This is a genomic window from Pedobacter sp. MC2016-24 (assembly GCF_015223055.1).
Lineage (GTDB): Bacteria > Bacteroidota > Bacteroidia > Sphingobacteriales > Sphingobacteriaceae > Pedobacter.
Map to the genome: position 1 here is coordinate 241,017 of NZ_JADFBX010000001.1, position 23,780 is coordinate 264,796.

The 23,780-nt window shown below is 39.9% G+C and carries 19 protein-coding genes; 4 read left to right on the plus strand and 15 right to left on the minus strand.

Annotation, left to right across the window (positions count from 1 at the left end):
• The first annotated feature begins 2 nt into the window (after positions 1-2).
• Entirely contained in the window at positions 3-1,016 is a 1,014-nt protein-coding gene (locus tag IM797_RS01200) for a sensor histidine kinase (RefSeq protein ID WP_194125263.1), read from the plus strand.
• A gap of 58 nt (positions 1,017-1,074) precedes the next feature.
• Here IM797_RS01200 and IM797_RS01205 read toward each other — a convergent pair whose 3' ends face one another.
• From IM797_RS01205 to IM797_RS01245, 9 genes are all read right to left on the minus strand, one after another.
• Complete coding sequence (locus tag IM797_RS01205) at positions 1,075-3,621, minus strand: zinc-dependent metalloprotease (protein ID WP_194125264.1); 2,547 nt, start codon at positions 3,619-3,621, stop codon at positions 1,075-1,077.
• An 87-nt stretch (positions 3,622-3,708) separates the two neighbouring features.
• Positions 3,709-5,418: a protein-disulfide reductase DsbD gene (locus IM797_RS01210; RefSeq protein WP_194125265.1), complete on the minus strand. Its 1,710-nt coding sequence runs from the start codon at positions 5,416-5,418 to the stop codon at positions 3,709-3,711.
• A 7-nt stretch (positions 5,419-5,425) separates the two neighbouring features.
• Positions 5,426-5,872 (minus strand): protein-disulfide reductase DsbD N-terminal domain-containing protein, encoded by a 447-nt coding sequence (locus tag IM797_RS01215; protein ID WP_194125266.1) that lies wholly within the window; start codon positions 5,870-5,872, stop codon positions 5,426-5,428.
• A gap of 45 nt (positions 5,873-5,917) precedes the next feature.
• Positions 5,918-6,952, minus strand: coding sequence for a PLP-dependent cysteine synthase family protein (locus tag IM797_RS01220; protein WP_370583059.1), 1,035 nt, complete (start codon positions 6,950-6,952; stop codon positions 5,918-5,920).
• A gap of 25 nt (positions 6,953-6,977) precedes the next feature.
• A complete protein-coding gene (locus IM797_RS01225; protein ID WP_194125268.1) occupies positions 6,978-8,132 on the minus strand; it encodes a TlpA disulfide reductase family protein in 1,155 nt (384 codons plus the stop codon).
• A 253-nt stretch (positions 8,133-8,385) separates the two neighbouring features.
• Positions 8,386-9,798, minus strand: a complete 1,413-nt coding sequence (locus tag IM797_RS01230; protein ID WP_194125269.1) for a TolC family protein — start codon at positions 9,796-9,798, stop codon at positions 8,386-8,388.
• A gap of 10 nt (positions 9,799-9,808) precedes the next feature.
• The gene (locus tag IM797_RS01235) at positions 9,809-13,030 is read right to left on the minus strand and encodes an efflux RND transporter permease subunit (protein ID WP_194125270.1); all 3,222 of its coding nucleotides are present in this window, start codon (positions 13,028-13,030) and stop codon (positions 9,809-9,811) included.
• Positions 13,031-13,054: 24 nt separating this feature from the next.
• Positions 13,055-14,185, minus strand: a complete 1,131-nt coding sequence (locus IM797_RS01240; protein WP_194125271.1) for an efflux RND transporter periplasmic adaptor subunit — start codon at positions 14,183-14,185, stop codon at positions 13,055-13,057.
• 157 nt (positions 14,186-14,342) lie between these two features.
• Entirely contained in the window at positions 14,343-14,942 is a 600-nt protein-coding gene (locus tag IM797_RS01245; RefSeq protein ID WP_194125272.1) for a TetR/AcrR family transcriptional regulator, read from the minus strand.
• Positions 14,943-15,195: 253 nt separating this feature from the next.
• Here IM797_RS01245 and IM797_RS01250 point away from each other — a divergent pair, with 253 nt between their 5' ends.
• Positions 15,196-16,230: a LacI family DNA-binding transcriptional regulator gene (locus IM797_RS01250; protein ID WP_194125273.1), complete on the plus strand. Its 1,035-nt coding sequence runs from the start codon at positions 15,196-15,198 to the stop codon at positions 16,228-16,230.
• Here IM797_RS01250 and uxaC read toward each other — a convergent pair whose 3' ends face one another.
• From uxaC to IM797_RS01265, 3 genes are read right to left on the minus strand one after another with little or no spacing between them, the layout of a single operon-like run.
• Positions 16,231-17,631, minus strand: coding sequence for a glucuronate isomerase (gene uxaC / locus IM797_RS01255; protein WP_194125274.1), 1,401 nt, complete (start codon positions 17,629-17,631; stop codon positions 16,231-16,233).
• An 8-nt stretch (positions 17,632-17,639) separates the two neighbouring features.
• Positions 17,640-18,815 carry a mannonate dehydratase gene (gene uxuA / locus IM797_RS01260; protein ID WP_194125275.1) on the minus strand — a complete coding sequence of 392 codons (1,176 nt, stop codon included), beginning with the start codon at positions 18,813-18,815 and terminating at the stop codon, positions 17,640-17,642.
• Positions 18,816-18,827: 12 nt separating this feature from the next.
• The gene (locus IM797_RS01265) at positions 18,828-19,649 is read right to left on the minus strand and encodes an SDR family oxidoreductase (RefSeq protein ID WP_194125276.1); all 822 of its coding nucleotides are present in this window, start codon (positions 19,647-19,649) and stop codon (positions 18,828-18,830) included.
• A gap of 175 nt (positions 19,650-19,824) precedes the next feature.
• Here IM797_RS01265 and IM797_RS01270 point away from each other — a divergent pair, with 175 nt between their 5' ends.
• Together IM797_RS01270 and IM797_RS01275 are read left to right on the plus strand one after the other, a co-directional pair.
• The gene (locus tag IM797_RS01270; RefSeq protein WP_194125277.1) at positions 19,825-20,820 is read left to right on the plus strand and encodes a sugar kinase; all 996 of its coding nucleotides are present in this window, start codon (positions 19,825-19,827) and stop codon (positions 20,818-20,820) included.
• A 48-nt stretch (positions 20,821-20,868) separates the two neighbouring features.
• Complete coding sequence (locus tag IM797_RS01275) at positions 20,869-21,522, plus strand: bifunctional 4-hydroxy-2-oxoglutarate aldolase/2-dehydro-3-deoxy-phosphogluconate aldolase (protein ID WP_194125278.1); 654 nt, start codon at positions 20,869-20,871, stop codon at positions 21,520-21,522.
• 53 nt (positions 21,523-21,575) lie between these two features.
• Here IM797_RS01275 and IM797_RS01280 read toward each other — a convergent pair whose 3' ends face one another.
• The 3 genes from IM797_RS01280 to IM797_RS01290 all read right to left on the minus strand — a co-directional run bounded on the left by IM797_RS01280 (position 21,576) and on the right by IM797_RS01290 (position 23,765).
• Positions 21,576-21,917: a helix-turn-helix domain-containing protein gene (locus IM797_RS01280; RefSeq protein ID WP_194125279.1), complete on the minus strand. Its 342-nt coding sequence runs from the start codon at positions 21,915-21,917 to the stop codon at positions 21,576-21,578.
• Between the two features lie 165 nt (positions 21,918-22,082).
• Positions 22,083-22,292, minus strand: coding sequence for a hypothetical protein (locus IM797_RS01285; RefSeq protein WP_194125280.1), 210 nt, complete (start codon positions 22,290-22,292; stop codon positions 22,083-22,085).
• Positions 22,293-22,412: 120 nt separating this feature from the next.
• Positions 22,413-23,765, minus strand: a complete 1,353-nt coding sequence (locus tag IM797_RS01290) for a Gfo/Idh/MocA family protein (RefSeq protein ID WP_194125281.1) — start codon at positions 23,763-23,765, stop codon at positions 22,413-22,415.
• Between the last annotated feature and the right edge of the window lie 15 nt (positions 23,766-23,780).

The window sequence follows — 23,780 nt, forward strand, 5'->3', positions numbered from 1 at the left end:
TATTGTTTATATTTTATGAAGTAGTGATCAATGAAGTTTTGATTGGCGCTACATCTAACTTTGGAAATTACGCTGTTTTTTATAGTTGTAATATTTTACTCTTCTATTTCCATGCGCATATTGCCATGCCTGCAAGTCAGGTTAAGTCGAAGAAAGCGATTTGGCTATTGCCTTTGATCATTTTGGCTGAAATTATCGTTTATATTCCATTTGTACTTGGAATTGCCAGGGTGTTTATGGAATATTTTGGGGTAACAATGGTTAATCCACCGGATTTTAAATTAAAAAATATAGTTAGTTTAATCTGGCGTTGCGTTTATTTTCTCTTCTTCTCTACAGCATACTATTTTGTAATAAATTACATTAAAGAACGTAAAACGCTTCAGGAGGCCGAAGAGCAGCGGCTTTTGATGATCATCGAGAACCAAAAAGTACAAACTGAACTGGTTAAATCCCAACATGCCCATTTAAAAGCACAGATTAATCCACACTTCCTGTTTAACACTTTAAGCTTTATTTATTCTAATGCCAGAAAAACGGCGCCCGAAGCTGCTGAAGCGATCATGTCCTTGTCTGAAATGATGCGGTATTCTATGCAGGAGAATGAACGGACATATACCGGCCTTGGTCTGGAAATCGAGCAAGTTGAAAATCTGATCCATTTGCATCAGATCAGATCTGGTAACACGCTCCTGATCTCTCTAAATTATCCTCAGGAATTATTAAAAATACAGGTTATTCCATTGGTCTTGCTTACGCTCGTTGAAAATATGTTTAAACACGGTAATCTCCAAAATGCTGCACATCCTGCAACGATAGATATTTATCAGGACCAGAGTTTTTTGATTATGAAAACCAGGAATCTTATTGAACACAAAGCAACACATACAAGTCATCATATTGGCATGGAGAATATTGAGAAGCGTTTAAAGATTCTTTATGGTGATGAAGCAAGCATGCAGATAAAGAAGGAAAATAACTTTTTTGAAGTTACCGTAGCAATTAAAATATCCTAGAAAAAAAGAGCCTTCTCTTATGGGAGAAGGCTCAGTACTAAAAAACGAAAACTGGGTATTAAGATTTTGGGTTCAATGCAGTATTGATGCGAACCGATAAGTCTTGTAAATGATACTTGCTCATTCCTGTAGCAGCAGGTATTGCTAAACGGATATCTTTAGCAAGATTGATTAAATGTGCACGACTAATGCTTGACACATCATTTGAAGTAGGGTCTGTCATTCTCATTCCAGGCATACTTGGCGCAGCAGCAGCAGGTGCCGAGATCAGTCTAATCATATTGTCTACATAAGCTTTTTGAAGATTTCTTCTGTAAACATCAATGGTCTTGTGCGTATACAATTCAGACCAGATGCCTGTTTTTAAATCGCTGAATAAGTTAGTTACAGTATAAGCTTTAGCACCATCTAGTGCCTCAGCATTGATCAACTTACCAATTGTAGCTGGATTCTGCAATCTGGCAAGTGTATTTTTCTGAGGACCCTGAAAAATATCCACTGCATTCATTCCGGTACGTGCAATTAAATCCCTGTTGATTAACCAGGTTGGTGTAGTAAACAACTGTGCATTCAGGAAGTTCATGGCTTCTTTCTGTTTAGCATAGGGTACAGGCTGGAACATTCCGCCTTGCTCTTCCACAGTTTTAGGGCTGGTATAAATACCACCAACGTTTTTAGCAACATGGCCCATATACCGGCTAAATTGACCTATAACTTCTCCATAAAGTGTTTTTGCATTATTGTAATCGCCATTTGGCTCTTTACTCCAGGCTAAAATATTTGGCAACACGCGTTTCAGGTTTTTAATACCATAAGCAGAAGCAAGCATTGCATTGTCACCAAGATCTTCATTTTGGTTGCGGGGATCATTCGGATCCATTTCAGTTCCAAAAGTAAGGCGTTTGTTGGCTCCTATCCTTTTGATAATCTCCTGATTAGAATAGGTTTCTTCTTCAGCAGGTGTTTTAAATTGAGGTAACCATTTGTATCCCCATTCAATTGCCCACATATCATAGTCTCCGATTCTAGGGAAGATACCTTTTGCAGTGATGTGATCTTCTGGTTGCGCTACATAATTGAAACGTGCATAATCCATGATAGATGGTGTATGACCGTTTTTCTCAACCCATTGCTTATCTCTTAATTTTTCAACCGGTACTGTAGCCGATGAACCAAAGTTGTGACGCAGACCCAATGTATGGCCAACTTCATGAGAAGACACAAAACGAATCAGTTCGCCCATAAGCTTATCATCAAAAGTCATTTTCCTTGCAGCAGGATCAATCGCAGACGCCTGGATAAAGTACCAGTTTCTCAACAACTGCATGATGTTGTGGTACCAATTTACATGGGTTTCTAAAATCTCGCCCGTGCGTGGATCATGAACATGAGGTCCGCTCGCATTGGCAATGTCCGATGGTTTATATACAATTACACTGTGTCTGGCGTCGTCAATACTCCAGGTTGAGTCTTTTGGCGCTTCTTTAGCAACGACAGCATTTTTGAAACCTGCTTTTTCGAAAGCCGCCTGCCAGTCGTTTACCCCTTGAATTAAATAAGGAACCCATTTTTTTGGTGTTGCAGGATCAATATAGAACACAATTTGTTTTTTGGGTTCAACCAACTCACCTCTTTTGTATTTCTCTACGTCCTCAGCCTTAGGCTCTAAGCGCCATCTGGTGATCAGACTTTGATTTTTAACACCTTGTGGATTCGCATCGAAATCAACATAGCTAGTCGCAAAATAACCTACTCTAGGGTCAAAATACCTTGGTTTCATCGGATCTGAAGGCAATAATACCATGGAGCAGTTTAACTCATAAGTTGCGGGAGAAGGACTTCCACCGCCAGGTCCCATCGGGCCACCGGGACCAGCTGGTGTTTTCATATAAGTTTTTACCGTTCTGATCTCGATATTGGTTGGAAAAGATTTGATTTCTTTGATATAGCTGCGATCAGGCATTTGACCGGTTAAAGACAATGCTTTTTTTGCACCGGCATCAAAAAATAAGATGTCATTATCGCTATTTACATAATCAGTTACGTCAATTACACTTCCTTTAATTCCAGAGATAGAGTCTTTAGCAAAAGCTTTAATGTCAAATGAAGCGACTAAAGGCTGGATATTGGAGTTCATTACAGTTTTGTACAAACCCTGAGCCGTACTGTCTACCGAACGTTCGCCAAAAGAAATGCTTTTTAAGAATATTTTGTTATTTGGACCTTTTTCAAAAGAGATCACATTATCACCGATCTGGTCGCCGCCATATCCGAGCATAGAGGCACGATTTCCTGCAGCAGCTTTACTGATCCGGCTAACGGTTAAAATTTCACGTTTCAGCAGGGAATCCGGAATTTCAAAGAAATACCGATCGTCTACAAAATGCACTTTGAATAGGCCTTTGTCAGTTTTAGCCTTTGCGGTGATCACCTGGTTGTAAGGCTTTGGACCTGTGGCCGGCCCTGCCGGACGGTTCATCGCATTCGGATTTGCTGCCGGCGCTGCTACCGGTGCTGTTACAGGAGTTTTCGGATTTCTCTTCTGAGCAAACCCATGATAACTGGCTCCTAACAGAACCAGTGTAATCAAACTTAGTTTTTTCATTTATTGGTTAATTTGTGGATTGTTTGGTTTTTATTAATAACCAATGGCTCCCGAAACAGTGGAGCCATTGGTTACTAATGTGATATTTTACTTCTTAAAAGCGGCTAGGCCACTTTGTAAATAAGCGGCATATTCTTTGGCATCGAATATTGCGCCCTGTGGTTTAACCAATGCGTTCAGATCATGACCTGCCAGTACATATAGCGGCTGAGCATTTGATCCGTACCTTGTTGCTTGAAAATCAAGGTTCCAATAACCCAGATCATCGGTATTTCTTTTTAATATGTCAGAATAATGAATTTTATCTTTATCCATTTTGATGTTGCGATCGTCTGCATACAATTGGATCAATACATATTCTTCCTTAATCAAACGGCCTACTTCTTTGTCTACCCAGACCAGATCTTCCATTCGCCTGCAGTTTACGCAAGTGTGTCCTGTAAAATCCAATAGAATCGGTTTGTTTACTTTTTTTGCATAAGCTAAACCTTCTTCCAATTCAAAAAATGGATGGAAGCCTACCGGAGCTTTTAACGACTCACTATATTTCACTTTGGCCGGGAATTCAGCAGATGCTGCACTGGATGGTGCTGACCCATTTCCACTAAGAATGAAATCCTGAGTGTTCATTGGTGGTGCCAGGCCGCTCAATACACTTACCGGAGCTCCCCATAAACCTGGAAGTATGTACACCGCAAATGAAAAAGATAAAATGGCAAAGAATAACCTCGGTACAGAAACATAAGGAAGGTCGCTATCGTGTGAAAATTTGATCTTTCCAAGCAGGTAAATACCCATTAAGGTGAAGATCACAATCCACAGGACTAAGAAAATTTCTCTGTCAAACCATTCCCAATGCCAGGCTAAATCAGCTGATGAAAGGAACTTTAAAGCTAAAGCAAGCTCCAGGAAACCCAGACATACTTTAACGCTGTTTAACCATCCTCCGGACTTTGGCATGCTACTTAAAAAGCCGGGAAAAATAGCCGACAATGTAAATGGCAAGGCTAAAGCAAGGGCAAAACCAAACATACCAATAGCTGGCGCTAATAATTCGCCTTTAGAACTGGCTTGTACCAACAATGTGCCAATGATTGGACCCGTACATGAAAACGAAACCAGGGCCAATGAAGCGGCCATAAAGAAAATACCGGCCAGGCCTTTGCTGTTATCTGCTTTAGAATCAATCTTATTGACAAATGAACTTGGTAAAGTAATTTCAAAAGCCCCAAAAAAGGAGATTGCAAAGACGACCAGTAAAATGAAAAACAAAAAGTTAAACAGGCCGCTGGCACTTAGCGCATTTAAGCCGGCAGATCCAAATATCACGGTAATCAATAGGCCGAAAGCAACATAGATGACAATAATTGACAATCCATAAATTAGGGCCTGACCAATTCCTTTTCCTTTACTACCTGCCCTTTTCGTAAAATAGCTGATGGTTAAAGGAACCATTGGAAAAATACATGGCATTAAAAAAGCTAAAAAACCACCGACAAGTCCGGCAATGAACGTTTCCCAGAGGGTTTTATCTTTTTCAGTAGCCACAGTACTTGCTTTCGCACCAGCATCTTTGGCCGTGCTTACACTATCCTGATTGGCTACAACTGCTGGAGATACTTTTGCCGTGGCGGTATCCTTAGCAGCAACTGCAGGTTCAGGCGCAATATCTGTAAATTCAATGTCAGTCATTGTCGTATCAGCATCCTGAGCAAATGCCGCAGTAGCAGACACAAAACATAAAAAAGCTGCAATAACAAGCACCTTAGTGCTTGTTATTAAATTATTTAACCTCATTATTAAATTACTTTACAGGAACAGAGAAATCAACAGTTTCAGGAGGTAAGCATTGTGAATCGTCACATACCATGTATTCTAAAGTTCCTTTTACTGTTGCAGTTGCACCAGTAAGTTTAACTTTTTGCTGGAAGATCACCGATTTTTCAAAATAGCTTACATTCATATTGAATGATTTTTCAAACTTAACAATTGGTTTTGGCTCAACTGTTTTTCCAACCAGTTTATAAGCTTTTGACGGCTCAAATTTAAATGTGGTTTTTACAGGTCCGCCATCTGCCATGTACTGAGAGTATAAATGCCATCCCTCATCAACTGTTGCTTTGATAAAGATCGTAGCCTCAGTTTTGGATGTTTTTTTTGCTGCATAACTCCATTTTACAGGTTTTAATATCTGGCTGCTAGCGCTAAAGCTAAAAAACAGGCCTACTGCTAATAAGATTAGGTTTTTCATTTTGTTCTTTTTTATGTGTGAATTGACTTATAGAGTTCCAAATGGTTATTTTAAACGACAGATCGGGTGATATCCGGTGAAGGTTACATCAGTTGAAATGAAAGAAGGTTTTATGGTTTCTTCTTTAACGAGGTCCGTACTTAAATACTTCTTATTACTATCGCTAAACAAGGTAACCACAACTGCATCTATACCCATTTCTTCTTTCAATTTGATTGCTCCAATGACATTAGCTCCGGATGAAATGCCGACAGCCAGTCCCAGTTCCTTCGCCAACTTTTGTGCCATAATAATGGAATCGCCGTCATTGGCCTGGATTACTTCATCCAACTGGTCTAATTTGACAATCTCCGGAATAAACTCATCGGATATGCCTTGAATACGGTGACTACCCACTTTATAACCAGTGGTCAATGTCGGACTTTCAGCTGGCTCCAGTGGATGAACTTTAATGGCAGGGTTATGTGCTTTTAAACATTTGCCAACACCCATTACCGTACCACCAGTACCTACACCTGCAACAAATGCATCAGGCTTTAATCCATACAGTTTCAACTGTTCCCAGATTTCCATACCGGTAGTTTTTTCATGCGCTTCTTCATTGTAACGGTTCTCAAACTGTCTTGGAAGGAACACGCCACCTGCAGCAGCAAGCTCCTCACACATTTTGATACTTCCTAAAAAGCCACCCTCTTCTTTACTAACCAGGATGACTTCTGCACCCATACTTCTGATGATGTCAATGCGTTCTTTACTCAGCCAGTTTGGCATAATAATTTTAACGTTATGACCCAGTGCCTTACCAATCGCGGCAAATGCAATACCGGTGTTTCCACTGGTAGCCTCAATAATGGTGTCGCCAGGTTTAATTGCACAGGAATTATAAGCTTCATACATAATGTTCAAAGCCATGCGGTCCTTCACACTACCTGTCAGATTATAGTTCTCGCATTTTACGTAGATTTTTCCGGGTTTACCTTTATAATCATACTGTAACTCAAGCATAGGTGTATTACCTACAAGGTGCCATAAATGTTCAAATTTATCCGCTAAGGCGTCAGACAAACAAACAGCTGGCATTATTTCATTTTTAACTAGCATACAATTATTTACTTGCTCCCGCGCCAATGATCTCTTTCAGTTTCTTATGTAATTCTTCACCTCTCAGGTTTTTTCCGATTATTTTTCCATTCGGATCAACAAGGAAGTTTTGAGGAATAGATCTGATGCCATATTGCTTGGCTACAGCATTACTCCAGCCATTTAAATCAGACAACTGGGTCCATTTCAGGTTATCCTTTTCAATGGCGCCTAACCAGGCTTCTTTTTTACCAGGGTTGTCTAAAGAAATACCCAGTACTGTGAAATTTTTGTCTTTATATTGATTGTAAGCGTCAACTACATTTGGATTCTCCGCACGGCAAGGACCACACCATGATGCCCAGAAATCGATCAGTACATACTTACCTTTAAAAGAAGCTAGTGACACTGGCTTGTCATTGACATCGTTTTGAGTGAATTCTGGTGCCATTGCACCAATCGAGGTAGCTCTTGCAGATTCAATTTGTTTCGCAAATGCAACACCTGCATCACTTTTTTGCAAATCAGCAGATAGTCCTTTGAAAATCGGTTCTACCGTATTTACATCGATACTGCTACCAGAGATTTCTGTCAGCGCAACTAAACTAAAGTATGAAGCTGGCTTTTCTTTAATGAATTTATTTTGCAGGGCTTTCTTTTCAGCTGCAGCCTTTTGGTAACGGGCAGTTAATTCTTTCCTGAAAGCTTCATCTTTTTGTTTTTCAGCAGGAGCAGCAGCATATTCTTTATCTACCGCATCCATTGCTTTCTGAGCAGCAGATAAGTAGGCCTGGTAAGCAAGGAATTCCTGATTTAATTTTGATCCGCTGATACTTGCCTGTTCCACTAAATCTTTAGCATTTACATTGATCAATCCTTTTTCAAGATAAAGATCCAGTACATCTGCATTTTCAGACCTGGAAAGTTTAGCTATACCTTCAAGCTTATGGTCTACAATCAGTTTTGCTTTGATTGGTTTTACAGCTGTTCCTTTAAATTGAAAAGCGCCTTTATTTAAAACTGTTGAGTCTAAGACATTTTTACCATCTAGTCTGTAAGTCAAATAAACTTTTGCAGGTTGTTGCTCATTAGTTAGCATCCCCTTTAAAGTAAACTCAGGAGTTTGGGCTGATACGATTGCCGGTGCAAGCATTAAAGCTGCCAGTGTTAGTTTTTTCATAATTTTGAAATATGAATCTGGTTAGTTATTCAATACAAACTTATCACTTTTAAAAGAACTTGTAAATGGTCCCGGCCCCTGGGTACTTACGGAAAAGGTTAGAAACCTAACCTTAAAAATGGATAAAAAAAATAATACGTTGTTTAAAAAATCACTTTGGAGTTATTTAAACAACGTATTACTAAAAATGGGATTAAAAATCCAGGCTTGTTTCAGCAAGCGTAACAATCATGTGATCCCCCTAAAATCCCCCTTAATATCCCCCTCCCAGTGTCCGGTAAAGTTCCACTGAAGCGTTCAATTGGGCGGTTTTTAAGGTAGCAAGATCCAATTCACTCTGCAATAAATTGCTTTGTGCAGTGATCACTTCGAGGTAATTTGCCATCCCGTTTTTAAATAATAAATTGGCATTTTTTACTGCAGTTTGTAATGTGTTAACCCGACTGTTTGCGATACTGTATTGTTGCTTTAATTTGTCTTGTTTAATCAACTCATCAGAAACCTCAGCTACAGCAGTTAATACGGTTTGTCTAAATTGCAAAACTGCCTTTTCACGCTCTACTTTAGACACTTCGAATTGTGTCTTCAATTCCTTATGCTGAAATATAGGTTGTGTGATACCACCAGTTACGATGCCAAATAAGGAAGCAGGTACGTTAAACCAATTGCTGGCTTTAAAAGAGTTTAAACCGCCGCTCGCTGTGATGTTTAGCGTCGGATACATGTTCGCTTTATTTACACCCACTTTTGCATTGGCGATGGTTAAAGCAAGTTCTGAAGCTTTAACATCGGGTCTGCGATTGACCATGACCGATGGAATTCCTGCCGATAAGGATTGTGGTACGGTAACCTGATCTAGCGTCAGCAATCGCTCTACGGCCGCCGGCACTTGTCCGGTCAGAATTCGCAATGCATTTTCCTGTATGCCTAATCCCTGCTCAAGTTGTGGTATCAGTTGTGCAGCTACGGTTTGCTGCGCCTCTGCCTGTTGAATAGCCAGTGAGGTCACTTGTCCGGCATCAAATTGGATGTGGATAATACGTAGTGTACTGTCATTTAATGCCAGGTTCTTTTTAGCAATCGACAGCTGCGCATCCATCATTAATAAATTATAATAGCCCTGTGCTACATTGGCAATCAAACGGGTTTGGATGGCTTTTTTTGCTTCCTGACTTTGCAGGTAAGTCGCAAATGCACCTTGTTTCCTGCTGCGTATTTTTCCCCAGATATCAGCTTCCCAGCTTATTCCCAGGTTGGCATTGTAATCCTCAATATGACTGGTACCCAGGAACTGGCTCGAACTTAAACCATTCAGACTATTGTCTGAAGGCCTGTTGGAACTTCCGGTAACCTGAAAGTTGAGTGAAGGAATATTTCCGAGTCTGGATTGTTTAAACAACAATTCTGAAGCCTCTATGTTCTTCAATGCAATCTGCAGATCATAATTCTTCAATAAAGCGGTATCGATTAATTTACGCAGTTCTGCCTGAGCAATAAACTGGTTGAGTGGAACAGATGCGATTCCAGATGTATCTGTAGGGTTTTCAGCCCCCCTGAATGATTCAGGGATGGCTGATTTAGGTACCACAATATCCTTTGATACTTTACAGGCGCTTAAAAAGACGACCAGTATTAAAAAAGCATATGGATTTATATATCGTTTCATTTTTTTTTAATTAATTAGTATGCAATGCAAGTGCTTCGGTTTCCAATCTGTTTCCATGATCGTTCTCTTCCAACGAATTTTCGGAATTCGGCACTTTAAATGGCGCACCGGTAATCCGTTCTTGTAGGTGCTGGAAGATGACAAATAGAACAGGTATGATAAAGAGTCCGAGTATAACTCCAGAGACCATCCCCCCTGCTGCACCAATACTGATGGAGTGGTTACCCTGAGCAGATGGGCCTGTTGCAATACTCATTGGAAATAAACCAAATACGAAGGCCAGTGAGGTCATGATGATCGGTCGGATCCGCAACCTTGCGGCTTCAATTGCCGCTTCGACCAAACCAATACCTGCCTTACGCCTTTGTACTGCAAATTCAACAATCAGAATCGCGTTTTTAGCCAATAGGCCAATAAGCATGATCAGTGCGACCTGCACATAGATGTTATTTTCAATTCCTGTTAACCCAAGTACCACAAAGACACCTAAAATCCCTGTAGGAATAGAAAGTATAACTGCCAGCGGTAATAAATAACTTTCGTATTGTGCAGATAACAAGAAATATACAAATACCAGACACAGGATAAAGATTACGGTAGACTGGCCACCTGAAGAGATCTCTTCCCGGGTTTGACCAGAGAATTCATAAGCAAATCCAGCTGGCAATTCCTCCTTAGCAGTTTCTTCAATGGCCCTGATGGCATCACCAGAACTATATCCCGGCTTAGGAATGGCGTTGATCTGAATAGAGTTAAAGAGGTTGTAACGGGATGCTGTTTCAGAACCAAATACGCGGGTCAATTTAACCAGTGTATTGATGGGCACCATTTCTCCGGTTTTACTTTTCACAAAGACCCGGTCAATAGATGCCGGATCGGTTCTGTCTGCGATATCGGCCTGTACCACTACCCTATAATATTTACCAAAACGGTTAAAATCAGAGGCCTGGGCGCTACCAAAATAAGCCTGCATGGTTTGCAAAATATCTTTTACGTTTACACCAAGCTGGTTCGCTTTATCATCGTTAACATCCAGTTGCAGCTGTGGATAATCTGCTTTAAATGAAGTAAATGCAAAGGCGATTTCTTTTTTCTGCATCAGTTTACCAATAAAATTATTGGCCACCCCACTAAATTTATCTAGTTTACCGCCTGTTTTGTCCTGCAATACCAGGTCCAAAGCTTCCACATTACTAAAACCAGGAACTGTTGGAAAGCTAAATACAAAGAAAGTACCACCAGATAAGGCGCCTAATTTACCTCTGATCTGATCTTGTATCGCATTGATGTCTTTTAACTCGCCCCGTTCCTTATTAGGTTTCAACAACACAAAAACAATAGCTGCTGATGGACTATTTGAGGTGGTTAACAAATTGAAACCAGGAATAGAGGTAACAAATCTTGCCGATGGCAGGGCACTTAATTCATCCTCAGCTTTTTTCATCAGTTCTGTTGTACCATTCAAAGATGTACCTGATGGTGTTGAAACTGCGATTGCTATAAAACCTTGATCTTCAGTCGGAATAAAGCCAGACTTCGTGTTTTGCATTAAATACACTGTAGCTAAGATTACGATGGCAAGACCACCCATGCTGATCCACTTGTGGTTGATCAGAAATCTCACTCCACCAAGATATCGCCTGGTCATCGAATTGAAACTGCTGTTAAATCCAGCATAAAACTTTTGTAAAAAGCCTTTTTGAGGCGCTTTCGTTCCGTCAGCATTTGTATGGTTGCTTTTTAGAAATAACGCCGCCAGAGCTGGACTTAAGGTTAAGGCGTTTACGGCAGAGATCACAATTGCAATCGACATGGTGAAGGCAAATTGCCTGTAAAAAATACCAGTGGACCCTGTCATAAAGCCAACAGGAAGGAACACAGCGGCCATAACAAGCGTAATCGATATAATTGCACCAGTAATCTCATGCATGGCTTCGGTAGTGGCAGCTTTTGGTGAGAGGTTTTTGTGCTCCATCTTGGCATGTACCGCTTCGACGACCACAATCGCATCATCTACCACAATACCAATGGCCAGTACCAGTGCAAATAAGGTTAGGAGATTAATTGAGAATCCAAATAGATTCATAAAGAAAAATGTACCCAGGATCGCTACTGGAACTGCTATTGCCGGAATCAGCGTAGACCTGAAATCTTGTAAGAAGATAAATACCACGATAAATACGAGGATAAAAGCTTCGATCAGGGTGTGTACCACTTGTTCAATAGATTCATCAAGCGCTGTTTTGGTCCTGTAGAACTGGTTGTATTTAATCCCATCGGGAAAATCCTTAGCGGCTTTTTCCATGAGTTTATCCACTGCAATCTGAATTTCGTTGGCATTGGAACCAGCCAACTGAATCAGACCAATAACAATCCCTGTTTTTCCATTTAAATGAGTTGTACTGGTATATGAATAAGCACCAAGCTCAACACGGGCTACATCTTTTAAGCGCAGTACAGATCCATCTGAATTGGCACGAATGGCGATGTTTTCATATTCATCCGGTTTGGTCAGCTTTCCTTTGTATTTAATTACATATTCAAACACTTCCTTACTTCTTTCGCCCAATTTACCTGGGGCAGCTTCTATACTTTTATCCTGTATAGCTGCCATCACCTCTGCGGGGGTAATGCCATAAGTAGCCATCTGGCTGGGGTTCAGCCAAACCCGCATGGAATAATCTTTCACTCCTCCAAATATAGAGGCTGATCCAACACCTGGAATCCTTTTGATTTCAGGGATGATATTGATCTGGGCATAGTTGGCTACGAAAGTCTGATCGTACTTTTTCAGATCCTCACTGTAAATACCGATTGCCCCGATAAAACTGTTTTGTTGTTTTGAAGTAGTAATCCCTTGCTGTACAACCTCTGTAGGCAGCTGACTGGTAGCTTGTGCCACACGGTTCTGAACATTTACAGCTGCCTGATCAGGATTAGTTCCCTGTTTAAAGTAAACGGTAATCGCCAGTGTACCATCATTACTTGCTGTGGAACTCATATAGCTCATGTTCTCCACACCATTGATGGATTCTTCCAGTGAAGGTGCTACCGAGCGCAATACGGTTTCGGCGTTGGCACCCGGATATACTGCAGATACCAGTACCGCCGGAGGTGCTATATCAGGAAATTGCTGTAAAGGCAATTTGGTTAAGCCAAGTATCCCAACAATCACCAGTAAAATGGAGATCACAGTGGAAAGTACCGGCCTTTCAATAAATTTTTGAAACATGACTTTAATCTTAATTGATATGTATTATTTTTTTACAACAGCTACTTTATCGGTAGCTTTTTGAGGTGTAATTACAGTGCCTTCCTGTAAATGGTCCAGTCCGCTCAAAACAATCTGATCACCAGCTTTTACACCATCTTTAACCAAGTAATCTGTTCCCTTTTTTCCCAGGATAGATATGGCCTGTCTTTTCACCTTATTGCTATCTGCAACTGCAAAGACAAAGATTTTGTCTTGTACTTCCATGGTTGCGGACTGAGGGATTACCAGTGCATTTTCATGCTGCAGGCTCAAACGGATCTTTCCGGTATTACCCGAGCGGATTAGTCCTTGAGGATTTGGAAAACTTGCCCTTACGGTAATTGAACCCGTATTTTTGTCAAATTGTCCATCGATCACATCGATTTTTCCTGTCTTAGCGTAAGCTGTACCGTCTGCCAGTAATAGGGTTACTGCAGGAAGTTTTTTCAACTTGTCATTAAGCGTCTGACCAGGGTATTGATCTTTAAAATTCACAAAATCTTTCTCTCCCAATGCGAAATAAACATGCACATCGTGTACATCAGACAATTGTGTTAAAGCTTCTACATCCGCAGGACCTACCAGGCTTCCGCGTTTCTTTTGTAATCTACCAATGTAACCACTTACCGGTGCTTTAATTAAGGTATAGCCCAGATTAATAGACGCGGTAGATACGCTTGCTTTGGCCTGTTCAATATTTGCTTTAGCTGCCTGAGCAGTTGCTTTTGCAGATTTTAATTGAAATTCTGAAATAACTTTATTCTGTACCAGTGGTGTTAAGCGTTCTACTTCAAGTTGTGCATTCACCATGGCTGCTTCGGCAGCATGTTGTGCTGCAATTGCATTGTTTAATGCAGCGCGATATACCTGTTCATTAATTTTAAATATAGGCTGACCGGCATTTACCAATGCACCTTCATCAACAAATACCTGATCCAGTGTACCGGTTACTTGCGGACGTATTTCCACGTTAACGGTACCTTCTATAGATGCAGGATATTCCTGAAAAGTAGTTTCTGTACCTGAAACCACACTGGCGACAGGTAATGATGGTGGTGCAGGTGGTGGAGCTTGCGGGTTTTTACCCGAACATGCTACTAAAAATAAAACAGAGAGTAAAAGTATTGATTTCATAACGTAATTAGATTGTTTAACAGTGTTAATTAACTGTGAAGAGACGGGTTTGTATTTCATGATTTTATATATTAAAGTTTTTATTAACGTGTATAATCTATTTAACAGTGTTAAGTAGATGTTAAAAAAAGAAGGCTTGTTGAAGCCTGATCAGTTATTAATCGTTGATGTATTTTATAATTCCTCTTATGGCATCTTTTAAAATGCGTTGGTTCATCTCGTCATCCCGGCCTTTGTTAACCAGGTTTATTGAAATTAAACCATGAATAATAGACCAAAATGTATAATACTTCCTGCAGATAAAGTCTTCACTAGGCTTGTCAATCGTAATGAGCTTTTCTATCACGTCCCATAACATATCATCTGCCAGTTCAGCTTCAGGCATAGACTTTTTCAACTCACAACAATTCATGTCTACGCCATACATCAGTTGATAAAGCTCTTTATATTTAAAGGCAAAGTTCCAATAAGCGACCCACATAGCTTCCAATTGCGCTTCCGGTTTATCATGTAGATTTCTGGCTGTTCTGATCTCTCCCGCCAAAATGATATAACCTTTCCGGGTCAGTTCTAACAGTATCCCCTCTTTATTGGCAAAATATTCATAGATGATGGGTGCTGTGTATTCGATTTTATCGGCGATCTTTCGCATACTCAATGCGTTCCAACCATCTTCTTTTACAATCTCAAGGGCAGCATCAAGTATATTGAGTCTGGTTTCTTCTTTTAGCCTTGCTATACGTTCTTTACTTCCCATGGCATTACTTATATCAGATGTAAATAATTTAACACCGTTAGACAAATGTATAAACAGTTATAACGATCTGTATCATCGCTTTGTCAACTTACAAAGTTTTGGTAAGTCTAAAATTACAATTATCTTATTATCAGTTTTTTAAAAAGAAATTGAAGCTTTCATATGATTTACCAAAAGAAGAAAAAATAAAATAAATTGAGCTTATCGCATTTATAGTTGCAATTTAGCGTTCTTAATACGAAGAGAAATCAGCATGAACAAAACAGTGACATTAAGAGACATAGCCAAAGCACTTAATCTGTCTATTTCAACGATTTCCAAGGCGCTTAACGATAGCCACGAGATCGGGATAGATACTAAAAATAAAGTCCTCGATTACGCGAAAGCGCATCATTATTCTCCTAATAGAATGGCTAAGGGCTTAAAAGAAGGTAAGAGTCGTTCTATCGGTGTTGTGGTTTGTTCGCTGGATAACAATGTAATTGCACAGATGCTGGATGGCATTCATAAAGCTACCACAGATAAATCTTACCAAATCATCATCATGCAAAGTAAAGAATCGCAGAAGCAGGAACAGGCTTGTATAGAGCTGCTTTATGCTGGTGGTGTGGATGGTATTCTCATTTCCCCTGCCTGCGAAACCATAGATTTTAGTTATTTAATTTCTTTGCAGGAATCAGGTTTACCTGTTGTACTGTTTGATCGCCTTATTGATCAGATCAATACCCATAAAGTTGGTGCAAACAACTTTAAAGGCGCGTATGATGCAACCCAGCATTTAATTGCAAACGGCTATCAAAATATTGCTCATTTAAATACCAATACCATTCTTAATATTGCTACCGAGCGTTTAAATGGATATAAAAAAGCATTGTCTGATCATAGTATCCCATACAGACCTGAATTACTCAGATCTTGCGACTATACAGATGCCAATACTTTAAATGCAGATTTGGAGGAAGCGTTGAAATATTATATGAGTATGGACAATAAACCGGACGCTATATTTACCGCAACGGATCAAATCAGTACCAGATGCCTCGTATTACTGAATAAGCTCGGCTATAAAATTCCTCATGATGTCGCTTTAATCGGTTTCACAAATACAGAACTGGCTGATGCGTTTAGCCCATCCCTGAGCACAGTACATCAGCCAGCCTTTGAAATCGGGCAGCTCGCAGCAGATAAATTAATTTCCCTTATTGAAAAGAAAAATCTATATGAGGCTTACGAGACTGTTTTGCTTCCTACCCATATTCTGGTCAGGGCATCGTCCCAGATTAAATAATTATCCAAAATAGTTTTTGGCATTGTGATAACAAATATCACCTATAATTTTACCTGTCCAGGATAAATCGTTCGGTATTAATCCTTGGTTAATGTCATTGGCAAAAATATTACATACCAATCTCCTGAAATACTCGTGTCTGGAATAAGACAAGAAACTTCTCGAGTCGGTCAGCATACCAATAAAGCAGGAAATAAGACCGATGGTTGACAAGGAATTAATTTGTTCCGTCATTCCATCAAGCTGATCTAAAAACCACCATCCTGAGCCAAATTGAACCTTTCCTTTAATGCCTTCGGACTGAAAATTTCCAACCATAGCGGCAAACACGGAATTGTCTGCAGGATTTAAGTTGTAAATTATGGTTTTAGTTAATGTACTTTGTGCTTCCAGTGAATTTAACAAATTGGATAAGCCTTCGGCCTGCGGAAAATCGCCTATAGAGTCGTAACCGGTGTCAGCACCTAATTGAGACAACATTCTGGTATTGTTATTACGTAATGCCCCCAAATGGAATTGCTGAACCCAGCCTTTTTCATGGTACATTGCACACAATTTATGCAATACATAATACAGGAATTCGTTTTTAACCGATTCTGCATTTTGATCCTTTCCTCCAAGTACCTGCTCAAAAATTTCATTTAAATTTGCAGGAATTTCTTTCACAAACGGAACAGCATTCAGACCATGATCTGAAATGCGACAACCGTTATCATGGAAAAAGTTCACTCTGTTTTGAAGCGCCTGTAACAAATCGTCAAGTTTGGAGATGGTTACACCGGCAGCCTCACCTAATTTTTTAACATAACTGCGATAAGTATCACCTTGTACAATATTAAATGCTTTATCTGGTCTGAATGACGGTAATATTTTTGTCTTGAACTCAGAACCTGCAATTTGCTGGTGATATTCCAGATTATCGGCCGGATCATCGGTAGTACCCACCATCTCTACATTAAAGTGAGTTAATAATCCCTGTGTACTAAAACCTGGAGTTTGAAGCTGTGCAGTGGTTGTCTCGTAAATACGATCTGCGTTGTCGGCACTTAACAATTCTTCTACACCAAATGGATTTTTAAGTTCCATATGCGTCCAGTGAAATAATGGATTTCTCAGTGTGTATGGAACTGCGGCTGCCCATTTTCTAAATTTCTCCAAATCTGTTCCAGATCCGGTGATGTATTTTTCTTCTACTCCAAGTGTTCTTAATGCTCTCCATTTATAATGATCACCGGCAAGCCAAATTTCAGAAATGGTCTTAAAATTATAGTCTTTCGCAATGGCATCTGGTGGCAGATGCGAATGATAATCAATGATTGGTAAATGTTTGGCGTAATTGTGATACAGATCAGCTGCCGTATCACTTTGTAATAAAAAATCGTCCTTCAAAAAATTTCCCATAGTCTTTATTAATAATTACCAGTCACTCCTAACTCTAATCCACGCAATTCGGCTAACCCTCTTAAACGTCCGATAGCAGAATATCCAGGATTCGTTACTTTATTTAAATCATCTAACATCTGATGGCCATGATCTGGTCTGAAAGGGATCGGTTCGGCCCTAAGCGCATTTTCTGCTGTAACCAATTTCATAATCTCGTACATATTCACATCGCCACCTAAATGGTCAGCTTCATAGAAGTTGCCTTCCTCGTCCTTGGTTACATTTCTCAAATGCAGGAAATATACACGCGCTTTAACCGCTTCAAATATTTCAGGCAGGTTATTGGTTACACCTGCTCCCAGAGAACCTGTGCAATAGCAAACCCCGTTAAATGGCTTATCAACGCTTGACAGGATGTACTCAAAATCTGCCTTTGTGCTCGCAATTCTAGGTAATCCTAAAATTGGATAAGGTGGATCATCCGGGTGAATGGTCATCTTAATTCCCGTATCTTCACAGGTCTCAGCAATTTCATTTAAAAACCAGGTTAAGTTCTCTTTTAAACCTGCAGTGCCGATAACTTTGTATTCGTCAATACTTTTTTGCAACGCAGACAATTCAATCTCTTTTTCATTTGGTATGCCCATCAACACGTTCACCCGGAGTTCGTCAAGTTCTGATTGACTTAAAGATTTGAACTTCTCTTTAGCTTTGGCTACAATTTCAGGTTGATAATCATTTTCTGCCCCCTCACGTTTTAAAATGAAAAGATCAAAAATAGCCAGGTCCGACCAGTTGAAGTATAATGCTTTAGAACCGTCGGTCATAACCAGATCCAATTGCGTACGTGTCCAATCCAATACCGGCATAAAATTATAGCATACAGTCTGAATACCGCAAGCCGCCAGATTTCTTAAACTCGTTTTGTAATTCTCTATGTATTTCGCTGCATCGGGCCTGCGTGTTTTGATAGATTCGTGAACCGGAACGCTTTCTACGACTGACCAGGTTAAACCTGCAGCTTCTATGATCGCTTTTCTTTCCTTAATATCTTCCAGTGGCCATACTTCTCCATGAGCAATATGATGCAATGCGCTCACAATACCAGTTGCGCCAGCTTGTTTAACATCCTGCAGGCTTACCGGATCAATTGGTCCGTACCAACGCCAGGTTTGTAATAATTTATGTTTTGTCGTATTCATATTCCAATCAAATTAAACGCCACTATAGGCATTAAAACCACCATCAACCATAATTGTCTCCCCATTTACAAATGCCGAGGCATCGCTTAAAAGATAGATTAAGGTGCCATTTAATTCCTCAGGATCACCTAAACGCGCATATGGTGTATTATTTACAATTCTCTGTGCCCGGTCGGTATAGGTGCCATCCGGATTTGTAAGCAATGTCCTATTTTGTTCTGTCAGGAAAACTCCTGGAGCCACGGCATTGATCCGCACTTTATCTCCATAGCGCTGAGCGAGTTCAATGGCCATCCATTTCGTATAGCCATCAATTGCATGCTTACCCATGGTATATCCCAAAACTCTGGTAAAAGGACGTTTTGCTGCTAATGAAGAGATGTTTACTATTGACCCTTTGCCTTTCTCGGCTATGACACGTCCAAAAACATGCGTTGGGTAAACTGTACCAAACAAATTCAGCTCAACTGCTTGTTGTGTATCCGAAACTTTAATGTCAAATAGGTTTTGATCGGGCGAAACGGTTGCACCAGGTATGTTACCACCGGCTGCATTGACCAAACCATCGATTGTTCCCCAGGTGGCAAGAATTTGATTCTTGGCTGCAATGAGTGATTCTTCGTTCAGAACATCTGTAATTACCGCAATCGCTTCACCTCCTATTGCTTCTATGGCCTTTACGCGTGCATGGGCGCGCTCTTCATTTCTGCCTAAAATGGCTACTTTGGCTCCAGCCGCTGCCACTGCAAGTGAAAATGATTCGCCCAATATCCCAGTTGCCCCGGTAATTACAATTACCTTGTTTTCTAGTGAAAACAGATCTTTGCCTCTCATACGTTATATTTATACAGGTTAATTAATTTGATCAATGTTACTGAAATTTACCATTGAAAATGTATTATTCCGGCTAAATATTTACGAAATCGTTTGCGTTATTTAAATAAAATACTTTACTTCAATTTAATGCGCAGAACGTGTATTATTGTAAACTGAAATTTAAAAAAAGACTATGTTAAATCAAGAGAATGTATTGGTGTTTGGAGAATTGTTGTTAAGATTCAGTTCTGCCGAAGATCAGTTTATTTCTAAAAACCATACTGTTTCCCTATTTCCTGGTGGTTCTGAAGCAAATGTTTCCGCATCTTTGGGCCAGTGGAATATCCCCTGTGCTTATTTAAGTTGTGTACCGGATAATGCTTTGGCTGCAAATGCACTGGAGTCTTTACAAAATCTGGGTGTTGACACAAGTAAATCTGTGTTGCAAGGCAGCAGAATGGGGCTTTATTTTTTACTTTCTGCCAATGGATTAACCAGCGGTGAAGTTGTGTATGACCGAAAATATTCTTCCTTTAGCGACCTTAAGCCTGGTGTTATTGATTGGGATAAGGTGATGGAAGGCCATACCTGGTTTCATTGGACAGCGCTTACCCCTGCACTAAACGAAGGAATGGCTGCTGTATGTAAGGAAGCCTTGCTTGCTGCAAGAAAAAACGGATTGAAAATTTCAATAGACCTCAACTACCGCAGTAGATTGTGGGACTATGGTAAGCAACCGATCGAGGTGATGCCAGAGCTGGTTCAGTATTGCGATGTGATTATGGGCAATATCTGGGCTGTAAATAAAATGCTGGGCATTCCGGTGGCAGAACATCTGGACCGTCAGACGACATCTGATGAATACTGTAAACATGCGGATGCATCTGCTAAAGAAGTGTTTAAGAATTTCCCTCAATGCAAGCATGTAGCTTACACCTTCCGCTTTATGGACAATCCAAATCATAATTTATTTTATGGAACCTATCATACGCCTGAGGCAAGCTTTTGTTCCCCTATTCTGGAAACCAATGATGTAGTAGACCGCATCGGTAGCGGTGATGCTTTTATGGCAGGCCTGATCTACGGATTGACCAGCACGACCGAAGGACAGGAAATTATTAATAAAGCGACTTCATCCGGATATCAAAAGTTGTTTGTCAAAGGCGACTTTGGTGATGGTACCATTTAACAATACCCATTCCATTTAATTTTAATCTATTCAAATAACGATTTATACATGACTACAGCAACCCACCCTTTAAAAGTAATTCAGGATTACCCGGTTATACCAGTTTATTACCACGACGATGCAGATACCTGTCTGGAAGTATTAAAGGCAAGTTATGCCGGTGGTATTCGTGTATTTGAATTTACAAACAGAGGAGAAAAAGCACCTGCAAATTTTAAAGTTTTAATTGACTATAGAAACGAACATTTGCCGGAACTTAAACTAGGTATAGGTACAATTAAAACGGTAGCACAAGCAGAAGCATACATCAACCTGGGTGCCGACTTCATTGTAAGCCCTATTGTAAGAGCAGATTTAGCATCCATCACCAAAGCCAAGCAGGTTTTTTGGATTCCTGGTTGTATGACGCCAACTGAAATTAACCTGGCTGAGGAGTTAGGTGCTGAACTGGTAAAACTTTTTCCGGGAGATACTTTAGGTCCAGGCTTTTTAAAAGCAATCAAACCCTTGTTCCCTAATCTTAAATTTATGCCAACAGGTGGCGTAGATGTCAATAAAGAAAATATAGACACCTGGCTGAATGCGGGAGTTACTTCTCTTGGATTTGGGTCTAAGTTGTTTCAGCAACCTGAAAACGCCAAAGATTACAGTTGGTTAACTGAACGTTGTGAACTGTTGATATCACTCGTAAAAAAGAAATAACCCTAAGTTTGAATAAAAAAACGCCTGTTGAATTCAACAGGCGTTTTTTTTATTCATGAGCTGGTAGAATTGCTCCGATCAGCTTTATCGTAAAGATCAATTAGTTTTGTCTGAAGCCTGATTACGGAGTTTTCCAATTCACTTACTTTACTCTTCAATGTCAATATAGTCTGTTGTTCTTCAGTTAAGCCTTCCTCCCCTACATCGAATAATTGCCGGATTGACAAGCCATGAGTTTGGGCAATCTGCTCAATTCTACTAAAATTCGGATCAGTTATGCCTGTCTCCAATTTTGAATACGCGGGAATAGAAATTTCCAGGAGGTCTGCCATAATTTTTTGGTTGACACCCTTTTTTTGGCGTAGAATTCTAAATTTTTCACCTAGAGTTTTCATGATTTATATATTTCCTTAATGAATTTACACAAAGTAAAACTAACAAATATTTTATGAAACACTAAATATTATTGCACAAAAAACATGAAAAACCAACAAATATTTTATTTGTAATTAAAATATTATCAGGTGAGCCCGATATGGATAAATGGAAAAGTTAAGCGATTACTTTTTACTTTGCCTGAATATAAAAGAGGCCAGCATAATTGCCACAGCCAGACCTGAAATTCCAGGAAATGAGATGAACAAGTAGAACATACCACAAACAGCGCATATGGCTACAATAAATAAAAAACCCTGCAAAAATGAATCCATTTTGAAGGCTGCAATGAAAGCAAACAGCACAAAGGTTAGCGCAAGTATATTAATAAACATATGCAAAGATGCATAACCTATGTTAAGTTAATGTTAACAATATCTATTTTTTTACAGACATGTTAAAATAATTTAAGGCACCTGCTTCATCCCATTTTAAAGGTGCCTTAAATTACTTTTCTAATAATCGTCGTTTAGCGCAAAAATCGGTTTTCGGCTCATCCATTTTCCGCTGGTAAAATCCGGAAAGTCAACGGTCTCATTTCCCATTTCAATAGACTGCTCACTTAATGGCGTAATTGCGCTCCAGGCTGCTGCATCATAGACATCCAATGGAGTTGGTGCTCCCCGCTTACAGGCTTCAACGAAGGCATGAATCACAAAAAAGTCCATTCCACCATGACCTGCCCCCTGGGCGTCATCACCATATTTTTTCCACAATGGATGATCATACTTATCTAACCATGCTTTCTGATCATCCCATTGGTGTGGTTTGCTCACGCCTTCTACGTAAACGCTACGGTTAACATCCATCCAAAGTCCTTTGGTACCTTGTACCCTAAAGCCCAAAGAATAAGGACGTGGTAAATTTGTATCGTGTTGCAATATGATCGTCTCACCATTTGCACAATCAATTGTTGTGGTCACGATATCACCAAGGCGGAAGTTAACTTTCGCATTCGGGTGGCTCTCACTGCTGTTATTTACAATGTAATTGTGTAAGCCACGTGATTTTGTAGCAAATGAATTCAGTTTTAAAAATTTGTTTCCTCTATTGATGTTGATGCAATTGGCAACAGGACCGATCCCGTGTGTTGGATATAAATCACCATTTCTGTGTACCGAATGATTGGTACGCCACCTGGCTTCAGAAAATCCTTTTTCGTTAAACTCCACCCCACCACCGTATGCTTTGACACCGTCATTAAATTTAACCTCTCTCAAATCGTGTTGATAGCCTCCCTGTAAATGTACAATTTCGCCAAATACACCTTGTCTTACCATATTGAGTGCAGCCATTACATCTCTTCTATAGCATACATTCTCGAGCATCATTACGTGGGCATTGTAACGCTCAGCCGCCTGAACTACATCCCAATGATCTTGCAAAGTAATTCCCAGTATGACTTCTGTTGCCACATATTTGAGTCCCGCCTGTAAAGAGCCAATAATCATTTCTTTATGCCATTCCCAAGGTGTCGAGATCACAATAGCCTGTAACCCTTTCATTTCAAGTAATTTCTTCCAGGCCTGATCATCTCCGGTAAATATCTTAGGCATTGGTTTACCACTTTTTGCGATCATTGATTTTGACATGGTCAGCATCCGATCGTCAATGTCACAAATCGCAACTAAATCTACGTCATCTCTTTTCAGCAATAAGCTCAAATGGTTTTGTCCACGTAATCCTACGCCAATCATGGCAATTTTAACTTTCTCTACTTTTTCGCTCGCAAATATCGAGCTACTTGGTAAAATTGTTGCAGCAGCGGCTGTTATACCACTATTTCTAACAAAGTCTCTTCTGTTCATATTGTTTAGTTGGTT

What these genes read in the sequence shown, in the direction of transcription:
- IM797_RS01280 (WP_194125279.1), bottom strand. Translation starts at nt 21,917, where the DNA reads ATGAAAACTCTAGGTGAAAAATTTAGAATTCTACGCCAAAAAAAGGGT.
- uxaC (WP_194125274.1), bottom strand. Translation starts at nt 17,631, where the DNA reads ATGGGAAATTTTTTGAAGGACGATTTTTTATTACAAAGTGATACGGCA.
- IM797_RS01265 (WP_194125276.1), bottom strand. Translation starts at nt 19,649, where the DNA reads ATGAGAGGCAAAGATCTGTTTTCACTAGAAAACAAGGTAATTGTAATT.
- IM797_RS01290 (WP_194125281.1), bottom strand. Translation starts at nt 23,765, where the DNA reads ATGAACAGAAGAGACTTTGTTAGAAATAGTGGTATAACAGCCGCTGCT.
- IM797_RS01235 (WP_194125270.1), bottom strand. Translation starts at nt 13,030, where the DNA reads ATGTTTCAAAAATTTATTGAAAGGCCGGTACTTTCCACTGTGATCTCC.
- IM797_RS01245 (WP_194125272.1), bottom strand. Translation starts at nt 14,942, where the DNA reads ATGGGAAGTAAAGAACGTATAGCAAGGCTAAAAGAAGAAACCAGACTC.
- IM797_RS01225 (WP_194125268.1), bottom strand. Translation starts at nt 8,132, where the DNA reads ATGAAAAAACTAACACTGGCAGCTTTAATGCTTGCACCGGCAATCGTA.
- IM797_RS01215 (WP_194125266.1), bottom strand. Translation starts at nt 5,872, where the DNA reads ATGAAAAACCTAATCTTATTAGCAGTAGGCCTGTTTTTTAGCTTTAGC.
- IM797_RS01205 (WP_194125264.1), bottom strand. Translation starts at nt 3,621, where the DNA reads ATGAAAAAACTAAGTTTGATTACACTGGTTCTGTTAGGAGCCAGTTAT.
- IM797_RS01230 (WP_194125269.1), bottom strand. Translation starts at nt 9,798, where the DNA reads ATGAAACGATATATAAATCCATATGCTTTTTTAATACTGGTCGTCTTT.
- IM797_RS01210 (WP_194125265.1), bottom strand. Translation starts at nt 5,418, where the DNA reads ATGAGGTTAAATAATTTAATAACAAGCACTAAGGTGCTTGTTATTGCA.
- IM797_RS01270 (WP_194125277.1), top strand. Translation starts at nt 19,825, where the DNA reads ATGTTAAATCAAGAGAATGTATTGGTGTTTGGAGAATTGTTGTTAAGA.
- IM797_RS01240 (WP_194125271.1), bottom strand. Translation starts at nt 14,185, where the DNA reads ATGAAATCAATACTTTTACTCTCTGTTTTATTTTTAGTAGCATGTTCG.
- IM797_RS01275 (WP_194125278.1), top strand. Translation starts at nt 20,869, where the DNA reads ATGACTACAGCAACCCACCCTTTAAAAGTAATTCAGGATTACCCGGTT.
- IM797_RS01285 (WP_194125280.1), bottom strand. Translation starts at nt 22,292, where the DNA reads ATGTTTATTAATATACTTGCGCTAACCTTTGTGCTGTTTGCTTTCATT.
- IM797_RS01220 (WP_370583059.1), bottom strand. Translation starts at nt 6,952, where the DNA reads ATGCCAGCTGTTTGTTTGTCTGACGCCTTAGCGGATAAATTTGAACAT.
- IM797_RS01250 (WP_194125273.1), top strand. Translation starts at nt 15,196, where the DNA reads ATGAACAAAACAGTGACATTAAGAGACATAGCCAAAGCACTTAATCTG.
- uxuA (WP_194125275.1), bottom strand. Translation starts at nt 18,815, where the DNA reads ATGAATACGACAAAACATAAATTATTACAAACCTGGCGTTGGTACGGA.